This is a genomic window from Caldalkalibacillus mannanilyticus JCM 10596 (genome assembly GCF_000615945.1).
Lineage (GTDB): Bacteria > Bacillota > Bacilli > Caldalkalibacillales > JCM-10596 > Bacillus_AT > Bacillus_AT mannanilyticus.
In genome coordinates this window covers 1-16,293 of the sequence record NZ_BAMO01000044.1, presented here as the reverse complement: position 1 = coordinate 16,293, position 16,293 = coordinate 1, and the positions used below count along the sequence as shown (strand labels likewise).

At 39.9% G+C, this 16,293-nt stretch carries 12 protein-coding genes and 1 pseudogene; 6 read left to right on the top strand and 7 right to left on the bottom strand.

From position 1 onward, the window contains the following. Window positions 1–3 precede the first annotated feature (3 nt). Together recD2 and JCM10596_RS19845 are read right to left on the bottom strand one after the other, a co-directional pair. Window positions 4–2,682 (bottom strand): SF1B family DNA helicase RecD2, encoded by a 2,679-nt coding sequence (recD2, locus tag JCM10596_RS26640; protein WP_234410573.1) that lies wholly within the window; start codon window positions 2,680–2,682, stop codon window positions 4–6. Then, a complete protein-coding gene (locus JCM10596_RS19845; RefSeq protein ID WP_025028604.1) occupies window positions 2,679–3,368 on the bottom strand; it encodes a tetratricopeptide repeat protein in 690 nt (229 codons plus the stop codon). Before JCM10596_RS19845 ends, recD2 begins: the two co-directional genes overlap by 4 nt. Window positions 3,369–3,493: 125 nt before the next feature. Here JCM10596_RS19845 and JCM10596_RS19840 point away from each other — a divergent pair, with 125 nt between their 5' ends. Then, the gene (locus JCM10596_RS19840; protein ID WP_025028603.1) at window positions 3,494–4,720 is read left to right on the top strand and encodes a DUF418 domain-containing protein; all 1,227 of its coding nucleotides are present in this window, start codon (window positions 3,494–3,496) and stop codon (window positions 4,718–4,720) included. 126 nt (window positions 4,721–4,846) lie between these two features. On the opposite strand, the gene mnmA is transcribed toward JCM10596_RS19840, so the two are convergent. From mnmA to JCM10596_RS19820, 4 genes and pseudogenes are all read right to left on the bottom strand, one after another. Continuing rightward, complete coding sequence (gene mnmA / locus JCM10596_RS19835) at window positions 4,847–5,950, bottom strand: tRNA 2-thiouridine(34) synthase MnmA (protein WP_025028602.1); 1,104 nt, start codon at window positions 5,948–5,950, stop codon at window positions 4,847–4,849. Between the two features lie 34 nt (window positions 5,951–5,984). Beyond that, window positions 5,985–7,130, bottom strand: coding sequence for a cysteine desulfurase family protein (locus JCM10596_RS19830; protein ID WP_025028601.1), 1,146 nt, complete (start codon window positions 7,128–7,130; stop codon window positions 5,985–5,987). 21 nt (window positions 7,131–7,151) lie between these two features. Continuing rightward, window positions 7,152–7,570, bottom strand: a pseudogene (gene cymR, locus JCM10596_RS26635) (cysteine metabolism transcriptional regulator CymR). Next, a complete protein-coding gene (locus tag JCM10596_RS19820) occupies window positions 7,512–8,159 on the bottom strand; it encodes a YczE/YyaS/YitT family protein (RefSeq protein ID WP_369345672.1) in 648 nt (215 codons plus the stop codon). The pseudogene cymR and the gene JCM10596_RS19820 overlap by 59 nt, the downstream one beginning before the upstream one ends. A gap of 376 nt (window positions 8,160–8,535) precedes the next feature. Between JCM10596_RS19820 and JCM10596_RS19815 the strand changes: the two genes are divergently transcribed. The 5 genes from JCM10596_RS19815 to feoB all read left to right on the top strand — a co-directional run bounded on the left by JCM10596_RS19815 (window position 8,536) and on the right by feoB (window position 15,123). Beyond that, complete coding sequence (locus tag JCM10596_RS19815) at window positions 8,536–10,620, top strand: hypothetical protein (RefSeq protein ID WP_025028599.1); 2,085 nt, start codon at window positions 8,536–8,538, stop codon at window positions 10,618–10,620. A 121-nt stretch (window positions 10,621–10,741) separates the two neighbouring features. Continuing rightward, entirely contained in the window at window positions 10,742–11,224 is a 483-nt protein-coding gene (locus JCM10596_RS19810; RefSeq protein WP_025028598.1) for a hypothetical protein, read from the top strand. Window positions 11,225–11,285: 61 nt separating this feature from the next. After that, window positions 11,286–12,608, top strand: coding sequence for an AAA family ATPase (locus JCM10596_RS19805; RefSeq protein WP_025028597.1), 1,323 nt, complete (start codon window positions 11,286–11,288; stop codon window positions 12,606–12,608). A 251-nt stretch (window positions 12,609–12,859) separates the two neighbouring features. Next, on the top strand, window positions 12,860–13,078 hold the full coding sequence (locus JCM10596_RS19800) for a FeoA family protein (protein ID WP_025028596.1): 219 nt from the start codon (window positions 12,860–12,862) through the stop codon (window positions 13,076–13,078). Window positions 13,079–13,131: 53 nt separating this feature from the next. Beyond that, a complete protein-coding gene (feoB, locus tag JCM10596_RS19795; protein ID WP_025028595.1) occupies window positions 13,132–15,123 on the top strand; it encodes a ferrous iron transport protein B in 1,992 nt (663 codons plus the stop codon). A 276-nt stretch (window positions 15,124–15,399) separates the two neighbouring features. Here feoB and JCM10596_RS28260 read toward each other — a convergent pair whose 3' ends face one another. Further along, a complete protein-coding gene (locus tag JCM10596_RS28260; protein WP_025028594.1) occupies window positions 15,400–15,918 on the bottom strand; it encodes a hypothetical protein in 519 nt (172 codons plus the stop codon). Window positions 15,919–16,293: the final 375 nt, after the last annotated feature.

Here is a 16,293-nt window from a genome sequence, read left to right as displayed (position 1 = left end):
TGCCTAATTGCTTTCCCTCTGAGGAACAAATGGCATGCCTCTAAAGTGTGGATGACCCTCTGCTAAATGAATCCACTCTTCCTGTATGCTGTCAGAGGTGGGGATTTCCTCTAGACAAACCATCATCATGTCTTCACCAAAAGAAACCTCAGACAAAGGGATAAAAGGTGCTTTATGAAACCAATTCTTCTTTTCTAGAAGAAATCCTTGCAAACGTCCCTGCCGATCAAATAACAGATCCTTAATCCGTCCCACTTCTTCACCGTTCTTTTGATTCAATACCATTTTACCAAGTAATTCTGTTGCTCTCCGCACGGAATGCCCCCCTTTCCGTACGTCTATAGTGTGTGAAGATATAGTTATTTCATAACTAGGATTGGTTTCCAAGCCATTCTTCAATCGTTTGCTTGAGGTAGGTATATCTTTCTGCAATATCATTTCGCAAGATCGCTTCTCGAAAGGCAGATTCTTCTCCGCATAAAATAAGATAATCTTTGCCACGAGTGATGGTGTATAGATTAAATTTCTCTTTAACATCCGATAGTATTGTTTCACTACTGGAATGACCACAATAGGGAATTCACTTCCCTGTGATTTATGTACGGAACAGCAATAGGCTAATGTCAGTTGAATAAATTCATTTCGTCTGTACTTTACTTCATTTTGTTCAAAAGCGACGATGATGAAATCTTCTTTCTCCACATTTTCTTTGGCATAGAATATGGACACAATTTCACCAATATCTCCGTTAAAAACATTTTCTTCTGGATTGTTATTCAATTGTAAAACCTTATCTCCCACTCGGTAAATCAGCTCTCCATGAGCAATCTCTCTTTTCCCTTCAATCTTGGGATTAAACTCTTCCTGAAGCGCTTTGTTTATCGCATCAATTCCTGCTTCTCCCTTATACATAGGAGCTAATACCTGAATATCTTTCGTTGTGTATCCCTTACGAATTGCCGAGGAGCAGATTTGACGTACATAATGAACCAACTGAGAGCTTGTACAAGAAAAGAAGCGTCGGTCCTCCTTAGGATCAAGCAAATCATCAGGACACTGTCCTGCCTTCATTTGATGTGCCAAAGTGATAATAGACGAGCCTTGAGATTGTCTGTATATATCCTTTAGTTCCACAAGAGGGACTTTGCCTGTATCAATCAAATCTCTTAATACCTGACCCGGTCCCACAGAAGGAAGCTGATCTTGGTCGCCCACTAAAATGACCTGAATAGGGTCGGGAAGGGCTCGAAAAAGCTGGTTGGCAAGCCACTGATCCATCATCGAACATTCATCAATAATGATGAGCTTTCCTTCCAGAGGCTCTTCTTCAGAGTGCTCAAATTCTTTTCCACCCCTCCAGCCCAAAAGACGATGGATGGTAACGGCAGGAATTCCTGTTGATTCCGCCATTCTCTTCGCTGCCCTTCCTGTAGGAGCCACTAACAGAATAGGGAAAGATTCATCCTTATTCACATAGTCTTTGGGCTCTAAAGAGTAGCCATGAATTTCTCCAAATAATTCACAAACCCCTTTAATAACCGTTGTTTTTCCCGTTCCTGGACCTCCTGTTAGAATCATAAAGGAGGAGTGAAGAGCACGCTCTATGGCTTCTTTTTGTGTAGGGGCATATTCGATACCTAGCCGCTCCTCTAATTCACCCAGAGCTCCAAAAAATTCCTGTTGTGTTAGAGGAAGCTCAATCTCTGTTTGAAGAAGCTGTTTTACTTTCTTAGCAAATCCTTTTTCAGCATAGAAGAGAGAAGGCAGATAAATCCGCTCCTCATCAATGATTAGCTTCCCCTCTTCTCCCATTTCTATCACTTGTCCAGCAATCATAACTTCATCAATTTCCACAATCTCCTGCAATTCACCTTCACGATTCAACCATTCCTTGACTCCAGTCAGAAATACCTCCAACGGAAAGTATACATGCCCATTCTGTTCCGATTGCTCACGTAAAAAATAAGTACAAGCTGCTCTTATTCGTTCAGGAGAGTCAGGCGCTAAGCCCATCGCCTTGCCGATCATGTCTGCTCTTTTAAAGCCAATCCCTTCAATATCCTCGATTAATTGATACGGATTTTTTTGTAGGACATCCATCGCCTGCTCATGATAGGTCTGATAAATCTGTACAGAGAGAGCCAAACCGATCCCATACTCACTTAGCTTAATCATGATTTGTTCCAAGCCCTGATGCTCCATGAGTCGATCAAAGATCATTTGTCTTTTCGTTTCATTTAACTGAGGAACCTCTTCAAGAAGATGAGGTGCTTCTAAAATTCTTTGAATAGCATTCTCACCTAACGCTTCTACAATGTGGGCAGCAATCTTCTTTCCGACACCAGGAAAAAGCTCACTGGAAAGATATTGAACCACTCCTTCCTTCCCTTGTGGTAATTCCTTTCTATACTGTTGGATAAGATACTGTAGACCAAAACGTGGGTGATGCTTAAGCTGCCCCCAAAAAGTATAGCTTTCTCCTTCCAGAAGCGGTGGCAAATTGCCAACCACCACCATCTCCTTTTCTTGAACATTTTCTGTAGCTTCACTAATTCTAATTCTGGCGACCGTATACATGTTTTCTGGATTATGAAAAACCTCTTGAAGAAGCTTGCCTTTAATATAAGGCTGATTCTCGTCAAATAAGTCTAGACCCATTTGATCTGATTTCTTGCTCGTCATTCGCTCTTTTCCTCAGCTTCTCGTAGTTGTTTACGTGCATGAAGGGCTAAAAAATGATTAGGTTGAACCTCAATCGCCTTATCAAAATGGGCTAATGCTTTTTCCGAGTTTCCTTCGTATGAGTAAGCAACTCCTAAATTAAAATAGGCATCTGAGTGCTTCTGATCAAGTTCCACGACCCGATAGAAATCCTCTTTGGCTTGAGCTAAATGACCTAAATAAGCTGAACACAGACCTCGTTGAAAGAGGGATTCCACATCCTTCTCATTCTTTTCTACAGCACTTTGAAAATAGGCGAGAGCAATCGCCTCATGTCCCTCTCCCTTATGTAAATAGGTCATCCCCATCATATAGAATAGATCTCCATCTTGCAGACCCTTGTCATGTGCTAATTGAAACGAATACAAGGCATCATCCCATTGATGCAGAGAATAGAAGGCATTGGCTAATCCATAATAGGCAGTAGCCATTTCTGGATGTAGCTGAATCGCCTTCTCAAACCATGTGATCGCTTCTTCTTGTTTATCTGCTCCTGCTAAGATGTTCCCAATATGGCAATAAGGAAAGGGGTAATTCTCATCTGCTTGGATCGCCTTCAAAAACACATCGACCGACTCTTCAATCTTTCCGTCACGTAAAAGCTGTAGTCCTTCTTCATTTAGCTGCACGGCCTGTTTATTTATCATGTTAAATCTCCTTTTACATCCTCTTTTTATTAGTATAACATGTGAAAAAATTGGAGATAAGTATTGTATATTTTTACCATGGAGCGTATGATATAAGGAAGATTATTTTTTTAGGAGGTATTTTTTTGGAGAGAAATCAGACACCCGAATTATTAACCCCTATCTCTTCCACTGAACGAATTCATCTTATTGATATCATCCGTGGTTTTGCTCTTCTGGGGATCCTGACAGTGAATATGGACTTTTTTAATTCACCCATTTATTTAGAACTTGTTGGTTTATCTACTTCCCAGCATGGTTTAGATGAAGTGATACGTCTAGGTATTGAATTTTTCGCTGTAGGAAACTTTTATACTATGTTTTCCTTCTTATTTGGGTTTGGATTTATGATCTTTATGACCCGTGCAGAGGAAAGAGGAAGAAATGCTGCTTCTCTTTACCGCAGACGACTCTTTTTCCTTTTCTTATTTGGACTTGTTCATGCTTTTTTATTTTGGGCAGGAGATATTCTAATCATCTATTCGTTTATTGGTATTTTCCTATTTGCTTTTCGCAAACGTTCAAATAAGACCATTCTCATATGGGCGCTTCTCCTTGTTATTCTAACAGTCGCACTTGCTTACATGCTTACCACCGCCGACCAGCAAGCAGGTACTACCGAGTATGATTCTGGTTTTGGTTCTCCGGAATTCTTTGAGGCTCAAATAAAGAGTTCATATGAGGCTTTTGGAGAAGGCAGCTACGGAGATATTTTCAGGCAACGCGCCACTGACTGGTTGTTTGTCATAATAAGCGGTATTTTCGGTGCTCCTTTTATTTTAGCTATGTTTCTTTTTGGTTTGTATGCCGCCAAGAGAAGAATTTTTCATGAAGTGGAAAAACATATAACCTTGATTAAGAGAGTGTGGATAGGGAGCCTTGTTATAGGGGTTCCGATGAAAGGGATGTATGTCTATTTATCTAATAAAACAAGTGATCTCGGGGGTTCACTAGATAGTTTCTATGCACTGACTGGAAATCTTATCGGTGGAGGAGCGCTCTGTTTCTTCTATATTACATCTCTCATTCTACTCTGCTCCAATAAGAGAATCTATCATTACCTCTCTTATTTACGCAATGTGGGGAGAATGGCACTGACCAACTATTTAATGCAGACCATTATCTGCACAACGATCTTTTATTCCTATGGACTAGGGCTTTATGGTCAGGTTGGACCAGCGCTTGGTTATCTGTTGACCCTTGTCATCTTCGCCATTCAAATCGTCTATAGCCATTATTGGTTCAAGCGCTTCTCCTATGGTCCTGCTGAATGGTTCTGGAGAAAATGTACCTATGGTTCACTTAAAAAGTAAATCTTGCTAGAATGTATGAGAGAAATAATCAAAATGAAAACAAATAAGTCAAAAAGGGATGGAGCCGTGTTAAGAGCCCATCCCTTTTGATCTTTTCAAATTCAATTTATGAATCTATGACTTATATCAGGAATCCTTCATCGCCTGATCTATGGTTCCACCGCCAAGACAGATGTCTCCTTGATAGAAAACCACAGCTTGCCCCGGTGTAACGGCTCTCTGAGGTTGTCCAAACACCACTTCGCAGGTGTTATTCTCTCGCACATACACCTTCACTGCTTGATCTGGCTGACGATAACGAAACTTCGCAGTACAAACAAACTCTTGCTCAGGAGGATTTCCACTAATCCAATTTAATTGAGAAGCAAACAATCGATCTGTATACAATCGTTCGTTTTCATAGCCCTGACCTACATAAAGAATATTCTTTTCGACATCCTTGCCAACGACAAACCATGGCTCACCAGAACCGCCAATTCCTAACCCATGACGTTGACCTAATGTGTAGTACATCAAGCCGTCATGCTTGCCTTTTACTTCACCTTCGTACGTTCTCATCTCCCCAGGCTGAGCCGGTAAGTATTGACTTAAAAACTCTTTAAAGTCACGCTCACCAATAAAGCAAATCCCTGTGCTGTCTTTTTTCTTAGCTGTCGCTAAACCGGCTTCAGCAGCAATCCGTCGCACTTCCTTCTTAGGTAGCTCTCCAATTGGAAACATGGCTTTGGAGAGCTGTTCCTGGCTTAACTGGCTTAAAAAGTAGGTTTGATCCTTATTCGAATCTTCTCCGCGCAGGAGAAAGGATTGATCATTTTCGCGGTGAACCTTAGCGTAATGACCTGTAGCTAAATAATCTGCTCCTAGAGCAAGGGCATGATCTAAAAATGCCTTAAATTTAATTTCCTTATTACACATAACATCTGGGTTTGGTGTACGCCCTGCTTTATATTCTTCTAAAAAATAGGTAAAGACTTTGTTCCAGTATTCCTTTTCAAAATTAACAGAATAATAAGGGATTCCAATCTGATTACATACCGCTACAACATCATTAAAATCCTCCGTTGCAGTACAATAGCCCGTTTCATCTGTGTCATCCCAGTTTTTCATAAAGATCCCTATGACTTCATACCCTTGCTGCTTAAGGAGAAGGGCAGCTACGGAAGAATCGACTCCGCCTGACATCCCTATGACCACTCTTGTTTCTGCCCTAGACTTTCCCGTTGTATCCATGAGCTACACCTCCTTTCTTCGATCTGTTTTCGGATTATGATGAGCTTGTCATTCGCTTCACGATCGAAACCAAGGTATGACCAACCTGTTCGATTTGTTCCAGTGTATTTCCTAAACCAAAGCTAAAGCGAATCGCAGAATTCGCCCGTTCTTCACTATCGTGCATGGCTAAAAGCACATGAGAAGGCTGTAAGGAGCCTGCTGTACACGCTGAGCCGCTTGAGGCAGCAATGCCAGCAAGATCAAGATTCATTAACAAAGCATCCGTTCGAACCCCTTCAAAACTGACATTTAGAATATGGGGAAGATACTGCTCAGGATGACCATTGATTTCATAGGAAAGTCCCTCTTCTGTAAAAATAGAAAGAAGACGCTGACGGAATTCCTGATATAAAGCGCGTTTTTCCTCTATCTCGTCTAAAGCGAGCTCAATAGCCGTAGCAAAGCCCACAATACCCGTCATATTCTCTGTCCCTGCTCTTCTTTTTCTTTCTTGGCTCCCACCAAATAATAGAGGACTCAACAGAACCTTTGGTGCAACATATAAACAACCAATTCCTTTAGGACCGTTGATCTTGTGACTCGATATAGATACCAGATGAACATTCATTTCTGATAAATCAAAACGTTCGATTCCAAAGGCTTGTACAGCATCCGTATGTAAATAAATCCCCTTATCCTTTAGAAGCTCTCCAATCTCCTTTATGGGTTGAAGAGTTCCTACCTCATTATTCCCATACATAATACTCACTAATATCGTATCCTCACGTATGGCTTGTTCTAAGCTCGACAGCTTCACTTGCCCAAATGAATCCACTGGCAGATAAGATACCTCGAAGCCAAGTTGCTCTAAATACTGACAGGTATGTAAGACGGCATGGTGTTCAATTTGGGTGGTGATGATGTGCTTTCCCCTATCTTGATTGGCTAAAGCCACACCGATCAGCGCCATATTATCTGCTTCCGTTCCTCCACTTGTAAAAACAAGCGTTCCTGGCTGAACTCCAAGAGCAGAAGCCACTCTGTTTCTCGCTTGATCAAGGGCAGCCCGTGCTTCACGACCAAAGCGATGAATACTCGAAGGATTCCCGTATTGAGCTTGGAAGAAAGGTAGCATGGTATCCAGCACCTTGGGGTGGAGTGGAGTAGTTGCAGCATGGTCCACGTAGATTTGATTCATTCCTCGCATCTCCTATAACCATTATATGTAGAACATGTAGTTATCATTTTTTCCTTCTTCTTTGAAATTTATTAAATCCTCTAAGGTTGTGCTATCAAGCACCTCTGAGATACTATCACGAATACGAAGCCAGAGGTGACGCTTAGCTGGATCCTCTTCCTCCTCAAATTCAACAGGACTTATGGGTCCTTCTAACACTCTAATAACGTCCCCCGCTGTGATTTGGCTTGGTTCTTTTGATAGAATATAGCTCCATACGCCCCACGAATACTTTTCACTAAACCTGCATTTCTTAGAGGTGCGATAAGTTGCTCTAAATAATGCTCCGATAAATCATTTGTTTTAGCAATACTTTTCAGCGACGTTGGACCCTCTCCAAAATTAATGGCTAACTCCATCATGATGGTAAGCCCGTATCTGCCCTTTGTTGATACTTTCATTTTGAACACCTCCAGATTGACTTGCCCCACTCCCACCCGTTAATTTCTGAAATAATGCATCAGACATGGGAAGAGTAATGCCTACAATACTTCCAATTCCAAATGTATAGATGAATGTCCCTATGGATACTGGACCTCCTAATAACCATCCGAGGGTTAAGACAACAAGTTCCATACCCCCTCTTATCCATTGGACTTTCCACTTTGTTTTCTCAGTGAGCACTAGCATCAAGCTATCTCTCGGTCCAGCTCCACATTTCGGGGCAATATACACTCCTATCCCTACTCCATTGATGATCATTCCTACTGAAAACAACAAGATTTTCCCCCAGAGAAGTGATGGGGTTTGAAGCCAAGGAATGAGCATGAATAAATCGATAAATACCCCTACGAGAAGCATATTCACAATAGCGCCTGCTTGAGGAAGAGAACGAGTCAGAAATGAAGCCAAAGCGATGATGAAAATACCTATGATAATGGTCCATGTTCCAATCGTTAATCCTATTTGAAGAAACAGACCTATATGAAATACATCCCATGGAGAAACACCCATGTCTGCACGAATCATCAGCACAATACCAAAAGACATGATCATTAATCCATAACATAAAAACAAGCCATTTTAGAAAAAAGATAGATTTCGTGCCCACGCGTTTTCTCCACCCTATTTCACTAGAAGTAATTCTGATATTATAGCATGAATTCCAGCAGACATACAGCGATTAGTGGTTCATTTTTACTATTTCTATCCTATAGAGCAGGATTTTTTAGGATGTTATAGAATTTAATCCGTATGAAAAAAATGGAATTTAAGGAACGGAAACCTACTTCCAATTCAGATCATGACATCATCGCTATAGCCTAAGAAGCCAACAAAAAATCTGTTAGCTTCTTCTTTTTTTACTGAAGCTTTTCTTATAGCACTATATTTGTGAGCAGGATTAAAAACAAGGAGGTTTTTACAGATGAACACAAAAATAATGCGGAAAATATTAGGGAAAATATATCAAGAGGAGATAGATTGGAACAACGAAGTGATTCAACATAAAGATCAGATTTTGCATGAGGCTTCTCTGCCTATCCCTATCGATCAGGTACATTTATTAATCAAAGAAATGACTGAACAGGAGAAGCGATCCATGATCGCCTGTCTTTCTCTTCCGATTGACTTAACTGGGAAAAAAAGAGCATTTCCAGATCCCTTGTTTCAAAAAGAAATGAACATCATCTTAAATCGGTGTAAACGTGATAATAAACATGAGAAAATAAAACTAATTTTTGCGATTCGAGAGATCGTATCTTCCTTAGTGGAGGAAGAAGAAGAGCTACACGTTTTCATAGGTAAACAAGAGGAGCTCATTGCTAGTTTTGGATTCTGGCATTATTATTGGGCGTTTTATTTGCATCCAGATAAAGAAAACAACCAGGTATTGTGGCAAAAAAAACATGACCAACTAGTAGCGGATCTGGACAATGGACCAAAAGAAGCTCCTGAAGAAATGCCAGAACAAGAAATCACCGAGTACATTCAGAAAGAGGATATACAGAAGAAGGTTCTCCAGCTTGAAAAAAAGATAGAAATGGAACAAAAAAGAAGGCATGAACGAGAAGAAGAAGCAAATCAGCAGAAACAAGAATTGATACAAAAGGAGAAACAAATACAGCAACTAATAGAAAGAAATCATCATTTGGAAAATGAAATCAGTAAATGGTGTAACCGAAATGAAGAATTAATAGAGCAAGGCGAGGTAGAAAAAAGAAATTGGACAAAGAGAAATCAAGATCTGATTCAGGATAATAAAATACTCCAAAATCAAATGAGGGAACTTGATTTGCAGCTTGTCAAGAAAACTAAAGAACTTGATCAAATGACAAAACTGAGTGAGAGCAGGAAAAATGAGATCATTCAATTTAAAAAAGAATTAAAGGAAGATCAGCGAAAGCAAACTGAGAGCCAAAATCTATCCTCTCTTATTCAAGAAATGATCCTAAGAGTATATCAGAAAATAAATACCATTAACGAGCTACTATTAGCAGGTACTCCCACGGGTTCATTTACTGCCAAAGAATTACGTGAACAGATCAAGCAGGCACTTATCTTTATTGATGATTTAGAAGAGTTTAGCAGTCAAAAAATTCTTGCTAATGAGATTCAGGAAATCGGGCTATCTACTAAAATGGTCGAAAACAACATGGAGGAACTAGAAGAGGAAATTACAGAAGATCAACCTAGTGAAGATGGACAGAACGTTTATCCAGGAATATTTTATCGACGAGATCACGGAGGCTTTATTCAATTAGAAAATGGAGAAACCTTCAATATAACAGAGTCCTTGGTGCATGAAAATGATTTACAACACGAGGCAGAAGTTGAGTGTACACCACTAGAAGAGAAAAACGGAGTGATGCAATACGATATTAAGCTACTATTTCAAGGAGACGATCATTACGCTCCTATTCATCAGTATGACGGTTATATCGAACTTGGGGAATATCATGCCCTGTATTGTGTAGATATGAATAATAGTGAGAATCGCTTTATCTTGCATGAAAAAGATAGAATGTTCCTTAAGCCAGAGAATGGAACGCCCTGTACGTTTAATGTAGCTTATGGAAAAGATATTGCTCGCATTTCTCGAATATATAAAGTTTTTGATGAGGAGAAGAGAGCGGCTAGTCAGCAGAATGCACAGGGAAATCAAAAGAAGGAAAAGGTAGAACGACCAAAAGAGAAACCACAGCCTTTTTTACAAGGCTCCCGAATAGCAGTGATTGGCGGGCAAAAAAAATGGTTTGAAGAAGTTGTTCTTGAAACTGGAGCCGAACTCATTCATGATGACGGACGTAGCCCAGAAAGAATTTATACAGAGTTGAAAAAATCCCATGCCTTGTTTTTCCTACTAACATCCGTTTCTCATCGAGCGACATGGGGAAGTATAGAAATTGCTAAAGAAAATCACATTCCTCATTTCATCATCCAAGGCTCGAAGTCCAATTTCCGACACTTGCTATGGAGTAATCGAGAAACGATTGCTGATAAGACTACTTAATTGCATGTTGTGCAGGAAACTACAAAAAGATGATAAAAGATTGGCTTTCAACACCTAGATAGTTTAAATATAGAATAGGGGGCTTCCCCCCCCTATTCAACAAAGCAAAGGTGGGGAGTATATGAGCAAGAAAAGAATCTCTATTATTAGTTTATCTATAGTTGCCATCATCATTATCTTAATTTACTCATATCTCTATTATTCAGAACCTATGTCAGTAGGAGTCGGTTCTAGCCCGACAACACTAGAGGTAAAATTATCTATAGAAAATCTTTCTATATTTCCTATGGTTATTCATGACGTGATTGTAAAAAATGAAAATAATGAACTCGTACAAGGAGATGTTTTTACCATCCAATTAAACGGTATCAAACGTTTTAATGTGAATCGAAGGCAATTAGACGAGGAGCCTGAATTAAGAAATCATTTGCACATTTTTGAACCCTTCTCCTCTTTATATATTCAAGGCAAAGATGAAAACAATAGTTACAATATTCTTATAGAAAATGCAAACTTTCATTCAATTCAAGAAGTGACTATTAAGGCTAGGATATTTGGAATACTTCCCTATCAATACTCGTATAAACTTAGTGACGTTCTTTAACCCTATTGCGAATATACGTTCTTTGTACTATTCTGTAAGTGACTAGAAAGGACGTGTCAATATGGATCTATTTGATTTTTCTACCGATTCTACCCAAAATACAATAGGACCTCTAGCCAATCGCATGAGACCTCGAACCATAGAGGAAGTGGTCGGACAAGAACATATTATTGCTCCTGGTAAGCTACTCCGCAGGGCGATTGAAGCCGATCAACTGACACCGATGATTTTTTTTGGTCCTCCTGGAACAGGAAAGACCACCTTTGCCAAAGTGATTGCCAATACTACCTCCTCCTATTTTGAACAGCTAAATGCCGTTTCATCAGGAGTTGCAGATATACGTCGCGTAACAACAGAAGCCAAAGAACGACTACAACTCTATCAAAAGAAAACAGTTCTATTTATTGATGAGATCCATCGCTTCAATAAATCACAGCAGGATGCTCTTTTGCCCTTTGTCGAAGAAGGAACCGTTGTCTTAATAGGTGCTACAACAGAGAGCCCTATGTTTGAAATTAATTCAGCCTTACTATCCAGATCTAGAATCTTCCGACTTGAACCGCTGACCAATCAGCACATTGAACACATTCTTCGTCGAGCACTAGAAGATACAGATAGGGGCTTTGGAGAAGAAAAAATTCATATGACTGACACTGCCTTAAAGCATCTGGTTCAAGTAGCTAATGGAGATGCCCGAACCGCTCTCAACGCCCTAGAGTTGGCAGTGCTGACTACACCGCCAGATTCTACTGGCATCATTCAGATTACGCTAGAAGTAGCAGAAGAATCGATCCAGAAAAGAGTGATTCAGTATGATAAAAACGGAGATCAGCACTATGATGTCATCTCTGCTTTTATTAAGAGCTTACGTGGTTCAGACCCTGATGCTGCTCTCTATTGGCTAGCGCGAATGATCTATGCTGGGGAAGATCCTCGCTTTATTGCTCGAAGACTGTATGTTCACGCCGCAGAGGATGTGGGAATGGCTGACCCCAGAGCCTTGCAAATTGCCCATGCCGCTGCCTATGCTGTCGATTTCTTAGGAATGCCGGAAGCTAGAATTCCTCTTGCTGAAGCCACGGTGTATATCGCCACCGCTCCCAAAAGCAATGCGATTATTACAGGCATCGATCAAGCACTATCGACGGTAGAAAAAGAGCAAACTGGACAAGTCCCCAAGCACCTAAGAGATAGTCACTACAAAGGAGCTAAGGAATTAGGACATGGGATTGGCTATAAATATCCTCATGATTACAAGGATGGTTTTGTGGAACAACAGTACCTACCCAATGAGTTAATCGGGCATACTTTCTATACGCCCAGTGAATATGGTTATGAGCGAACGATTAAGGAGCGGCTCCATTATTGGAGAAATCAGAAATAGTAAACTCCTTTTCTCCCCTATAACAATAGAGTGTACAGTAGGATCTCCTCTTTCAACCTGCTGCTACACTCTTTTTTGCATTTTTCGCTATTCTGTGAACTATCTCACTGAACTCGCCTAATGAAAAAGAGTATAATGATCCCCAGATCAGACAATTGATAATGATTATCGTGTTCATTATAGCATTACTTTACCGCTACCAATATGCATTCGGAATAGCCCAACTATTCCTGTGAAAGGAGGTTAATAGAATGACTCTTTCTTTATTAAAACGTGGTCAAAAAGGACGAATTGCGGACATTTTACATTCTTCTCTAAAAATTGATGCCTTACGTTTTGGAATTACAGTAGGGCAAACCATTGAGTGTATAGAGGTTGTTCCAGCTGGTCCCGTCGTCATTCGAAAGAATCACCAAGAAATCGCAATCGGAAGAGATTTAGCCAATGTGATTCACATTGATTTACTGTAGTCCTCTTCTATTTTTCTTCTTGCCTTACCAAATTGTTTGAAAGAAGGATGTAAATGAATTGTCATGGAACACCACTACCCATTAAAAAAGAACAAAACTCAGAATGGATTGCCCTAGTAGGGAATCCCAACGTAGGAAAATCTGTTGTTTTTCAAGCTTTAACAAGCATTTATGTAGATGTGTCTAATTTTCCAGGAACTACGCTAGATATTTCTCATGGTAAATGGAATCAAGATCTCATCATCGATACACCAGGAATTTATGGAGTGTCTTCGTTTACTGACGAGGAACGAGTTGCGTGCGAAGTGATTCTTCAAGCCGATCGAATTATTAATGTGATTAATGCCGTGAATCTAGATCGCGACCTATTTCTCACTCAGCATCTCATTGATACGGGAAAACCCGTTATTGTAGCCTTAAATATGATGGATGAAGCAAAGAACAAAGGGGTTCAGGTCGATGCTAAACGGCTTTCGAAGCAGCTAGGAGTTCCTGTTGTTGAAATTATTGCTACTCAAAATAAAGGAATGGATACCTTAAAAAACACAATAAAACAAGCACAGGTAGGACATCCCACTCCGCTATTAACGAATTTCTTAAAAGAGGTGGAGCATGTTCAGGGAAGTCAAGCGGAAAAAGTCTTGTTACTAGAAGGCTGTCCGCTTATCAGTGAGCGTTTAAAGAGCCAGGCACATGAAAAGATTGAACCTATTTATTCAGCCAGGCGTCATCATGTAAATGAAATACTTGCTCAGGTAATAACGTCTTCCGGCTCTAGCTCCAAGTTAGGAACCGTCATTGGTCAAGCTTTAATCCGACCATTTGTAGGAATCCCCTTTCTCCTTGTTGTCTTACTGCTCATGTATCAAATCATCGGTGTGTTTGTTGCTGAAGATGTGATTGAATTGACGGAAGATATCTTTATGGGGGAAATCTATGAACCTTTTATCGTTTCTTTATTTACCGATACGTTTCATCTGAATGAAGAAGGCATATTGGGAACAATCCTGATCGGGGAATTTGGTCTGTTCACGATGACCATAACTTATGTATTCGGGCTTCTTCTTCCGCTCGTATTTAGCTTCTATCTCTTTCTTGCTCTGTTTGAAGATAGTGGGTATTTACCTCGTCTAGCGACTTTAGTCGATCGCTTTATGCAGAAAATAGGGTTGAATGGACGAGCCATTATCCCCATGATCTTGGGACTTGGCTGTGTCACAATGGCGACGATTACCACTCGTTTATTAGGGAATGATCGTGAAAAAAGAATTGCCATCTTTCTATTAGGTCTTGCGATCCCTTGTTCCGCTCAGCTCGCTGTTATTTTTGCTCTTTTAGCAGGAGTGGGAAAAAGCTATGCCTTGCTTTATTTTGCCGCCTTAGTGCTCGTGCTCGTTGTGGTGGGGCAGATTCTTGATTCTGTCTTAAAGGGAGAAGCAACCTCTCTCTTAATTGATATACCACCTATGAGAATCCCACGTCCGGTAAATGTATTGAAGAAAACAACCATAAAAACCGTTCACTTTATTCGTGAGGCACTGCCTCTCTTCGCTCTAGGAGCTCTTGTGATCTCGGTTCTTCAACTGACAAGCATGTTAGATAAAATCTCACTTTTCCTAAAACCCTTAACCGTTAGCTGGCTTGGATTACCTCAAGAAGCCTCTACCGCCTTTATTATGGGAATTGTTCGCCGAGATTTTGGCGCTGCTGGACTCTACGATTTGTCCATGTCCTCTGCCCAAACGGTCGTTGCCTTACTAACCATTACGTTATTCGTTCCTTGTATCGCTTCGGTATTGATTATTTTTAAAGAACGTGTAACGAGAGAAGCCTTCATCATGTGGGGAGGGACATTCGTGATTAGCTTTACTGTAGGTGGTTTATTACATATGCTACTCAATGTATTTGGTGGTTTTAGTCCTTTTGTGCAAGTCTTATTTAGCTTGCTCAGTATGATCTTTGTTGGATTCATTATAAAACAAGGAATACTCCTGTTTTATAACAAAAGGAGCTTTGTAGACGATGAGTTTAAACAAGCTTCCTAAACAGGAGCAGTGTCCCACTTGTTCTTATCTTGTCCAAGCTACTAGCATCATCTGTCCAAGGTGTAATACGAAGTTGATTCGTTTAGAAGGATGCACAGGCTCCTGTTTAAGTTGTTGGGCAAAAAAAGAATGCACTACTGGCAAATGATCGTGAACGACTCACAACGCTATGTGAAAAGGAAGTCTTATCGACGGTTAGAACAAAAAAAAACGGGATGTGGCAATAGAGAACATTACTCTACTGCTACATCCCGTTTTTAATAGAAAAGAAAGAACCTATGACATGTTGATATCGTTTGAGTTCTCCTCCGTGTTCTCCACAGAGTTAGCTTGATCTAATTCAGATAAATCTGCTTCATTATCACGAATCGCAAAATACAAGAAAGGTGCTATAAAAGGAATGATGGTTAATACCGTATAAATGCCAGCACTCTCCCTCTTATAAATGCAATACACATTATAACTAGCCAAGATAAATAATAGAAAGCCTATTAGCGATAACAAGCTGTTCAATCCACCGCTTGTAAAAGCAGTTAAGATGCTTACACCTACTAACACCCATTCGGCTGGTGCTTGATTATACACTTTTCCATTGAAACGAAAGTGAATAATAAGCTTTCCTAAAATATACAATTGAGCTATAGGAATAAAAGCAAGCCATGCTAGATCGATTCCTCGATTACTCGCAAGGGTAAATAAAGAATAGGAATAAAGTAAATAAAGTGCAATCCCTACAATAACTAAAATGATGGCAAGAACAAACATTCCTGCAAACAACCCTGTTAACAAATCCATAATTATCCTCCTTAAATTATATTTCCCTAACACAATATTATATTTTCACCTATTTGTCGACATTTTTTTAAAATTAAGATGATTCATATAGTCAAAATTGTATTAGGAGATCCACTGTTTTATAGAAAAAACACTTGATTATGAACCAAGTGTTTTTTCGACAATCAATAATTAAGAAAACACTTACTCTTGCCAGTTTCAATCCATCTAAGAATCAAAGCTCCCCAAATCTTCTTCAATAAGTTTGGATAGTTCAGCTAACACTTCAGGTGATATCTCTAGTTTTTGTTCTAGGGAAAGATTCTCTTCTGATACTGCTTGAGTTTCCACTGTTGATTCTGCTTCTTCTGCTACTGTCTTGAGTTTCCACTGTTG

Coding starts and splice junctions, on each gene's coding strand:
- JCM10596_RS19815 (WP_025028599.1), top strand. CDS start 8,536: ATGAACACAAAAATAATGCGGAAAATATTAGGGAAAATATATCAAGAG.
- JCM10596_RS19830 (WP_025028601.1), bottom strand. CDS start 7,130: ATGAATCAAATCTACGTGGACCATGCTGCAACTACTCCACTCCACCCC.
- JCM10596_RS19810 (WP_025028598.1), top strand. CDS start 10,742: ATGAGCAAGAAAAGAATCTCTATTATTAGTTTATCTATAGTTGCCATC.
- feoB (WP_025028595.1), top strand. CDS start 13,132: ATGAATTGTCATGGAACACCACTACCCATTAAAAAAGAACAAAACTCA.
- mnmA (WP_025028602.1), bottom strand. CDS start 5,950: ATGGATACAACGGGAAAGTCTAGGGCAGAAACAAGAGTGGTCATAGGG.
- JCM10596_RS19845 (WP_025028604.1), bottom strand. CDS start 3,368: ATGATAAATAAACAGGCCGTGCAGCTAAATGAAGAAGGACTACAGCTT.
- JCM10596_RS28260 (WP_025028594.1), bottom strand. CDS start 15,918: ATGGATTTGTTAACAGGGTTGTTTGCAGGAATGTTTGTTCTTGCCATC.
- JCM10596_RS19805 (WP_025028597.1), top strand. CDS start 11,286: ATGGATCTATTTGATTTTTCTACCGATTCTACCCAAAATACAATAGGA.
- JCM10596_RS19820 (WP_369345672.1), bottom strand. CDS start 8,159: ATGTCTTTTGGTATTGTGCTGATGATTCGTGCAGACATGGGTGTTTCT.
- JCM10596_RS19800 (WP_025028596.1), top strand. CDS start 12,860: ATGACTCTTTCTTTATTAAAACGTGGTCAAAAAGGACGAATTGCGGAC.
- recD2 (WP_234410573.1), bottom strand. CDS start 2,682: ATGACGAGCAAGAAATCAGATCAAATGGGTCTAGACTTATTTGACGAG.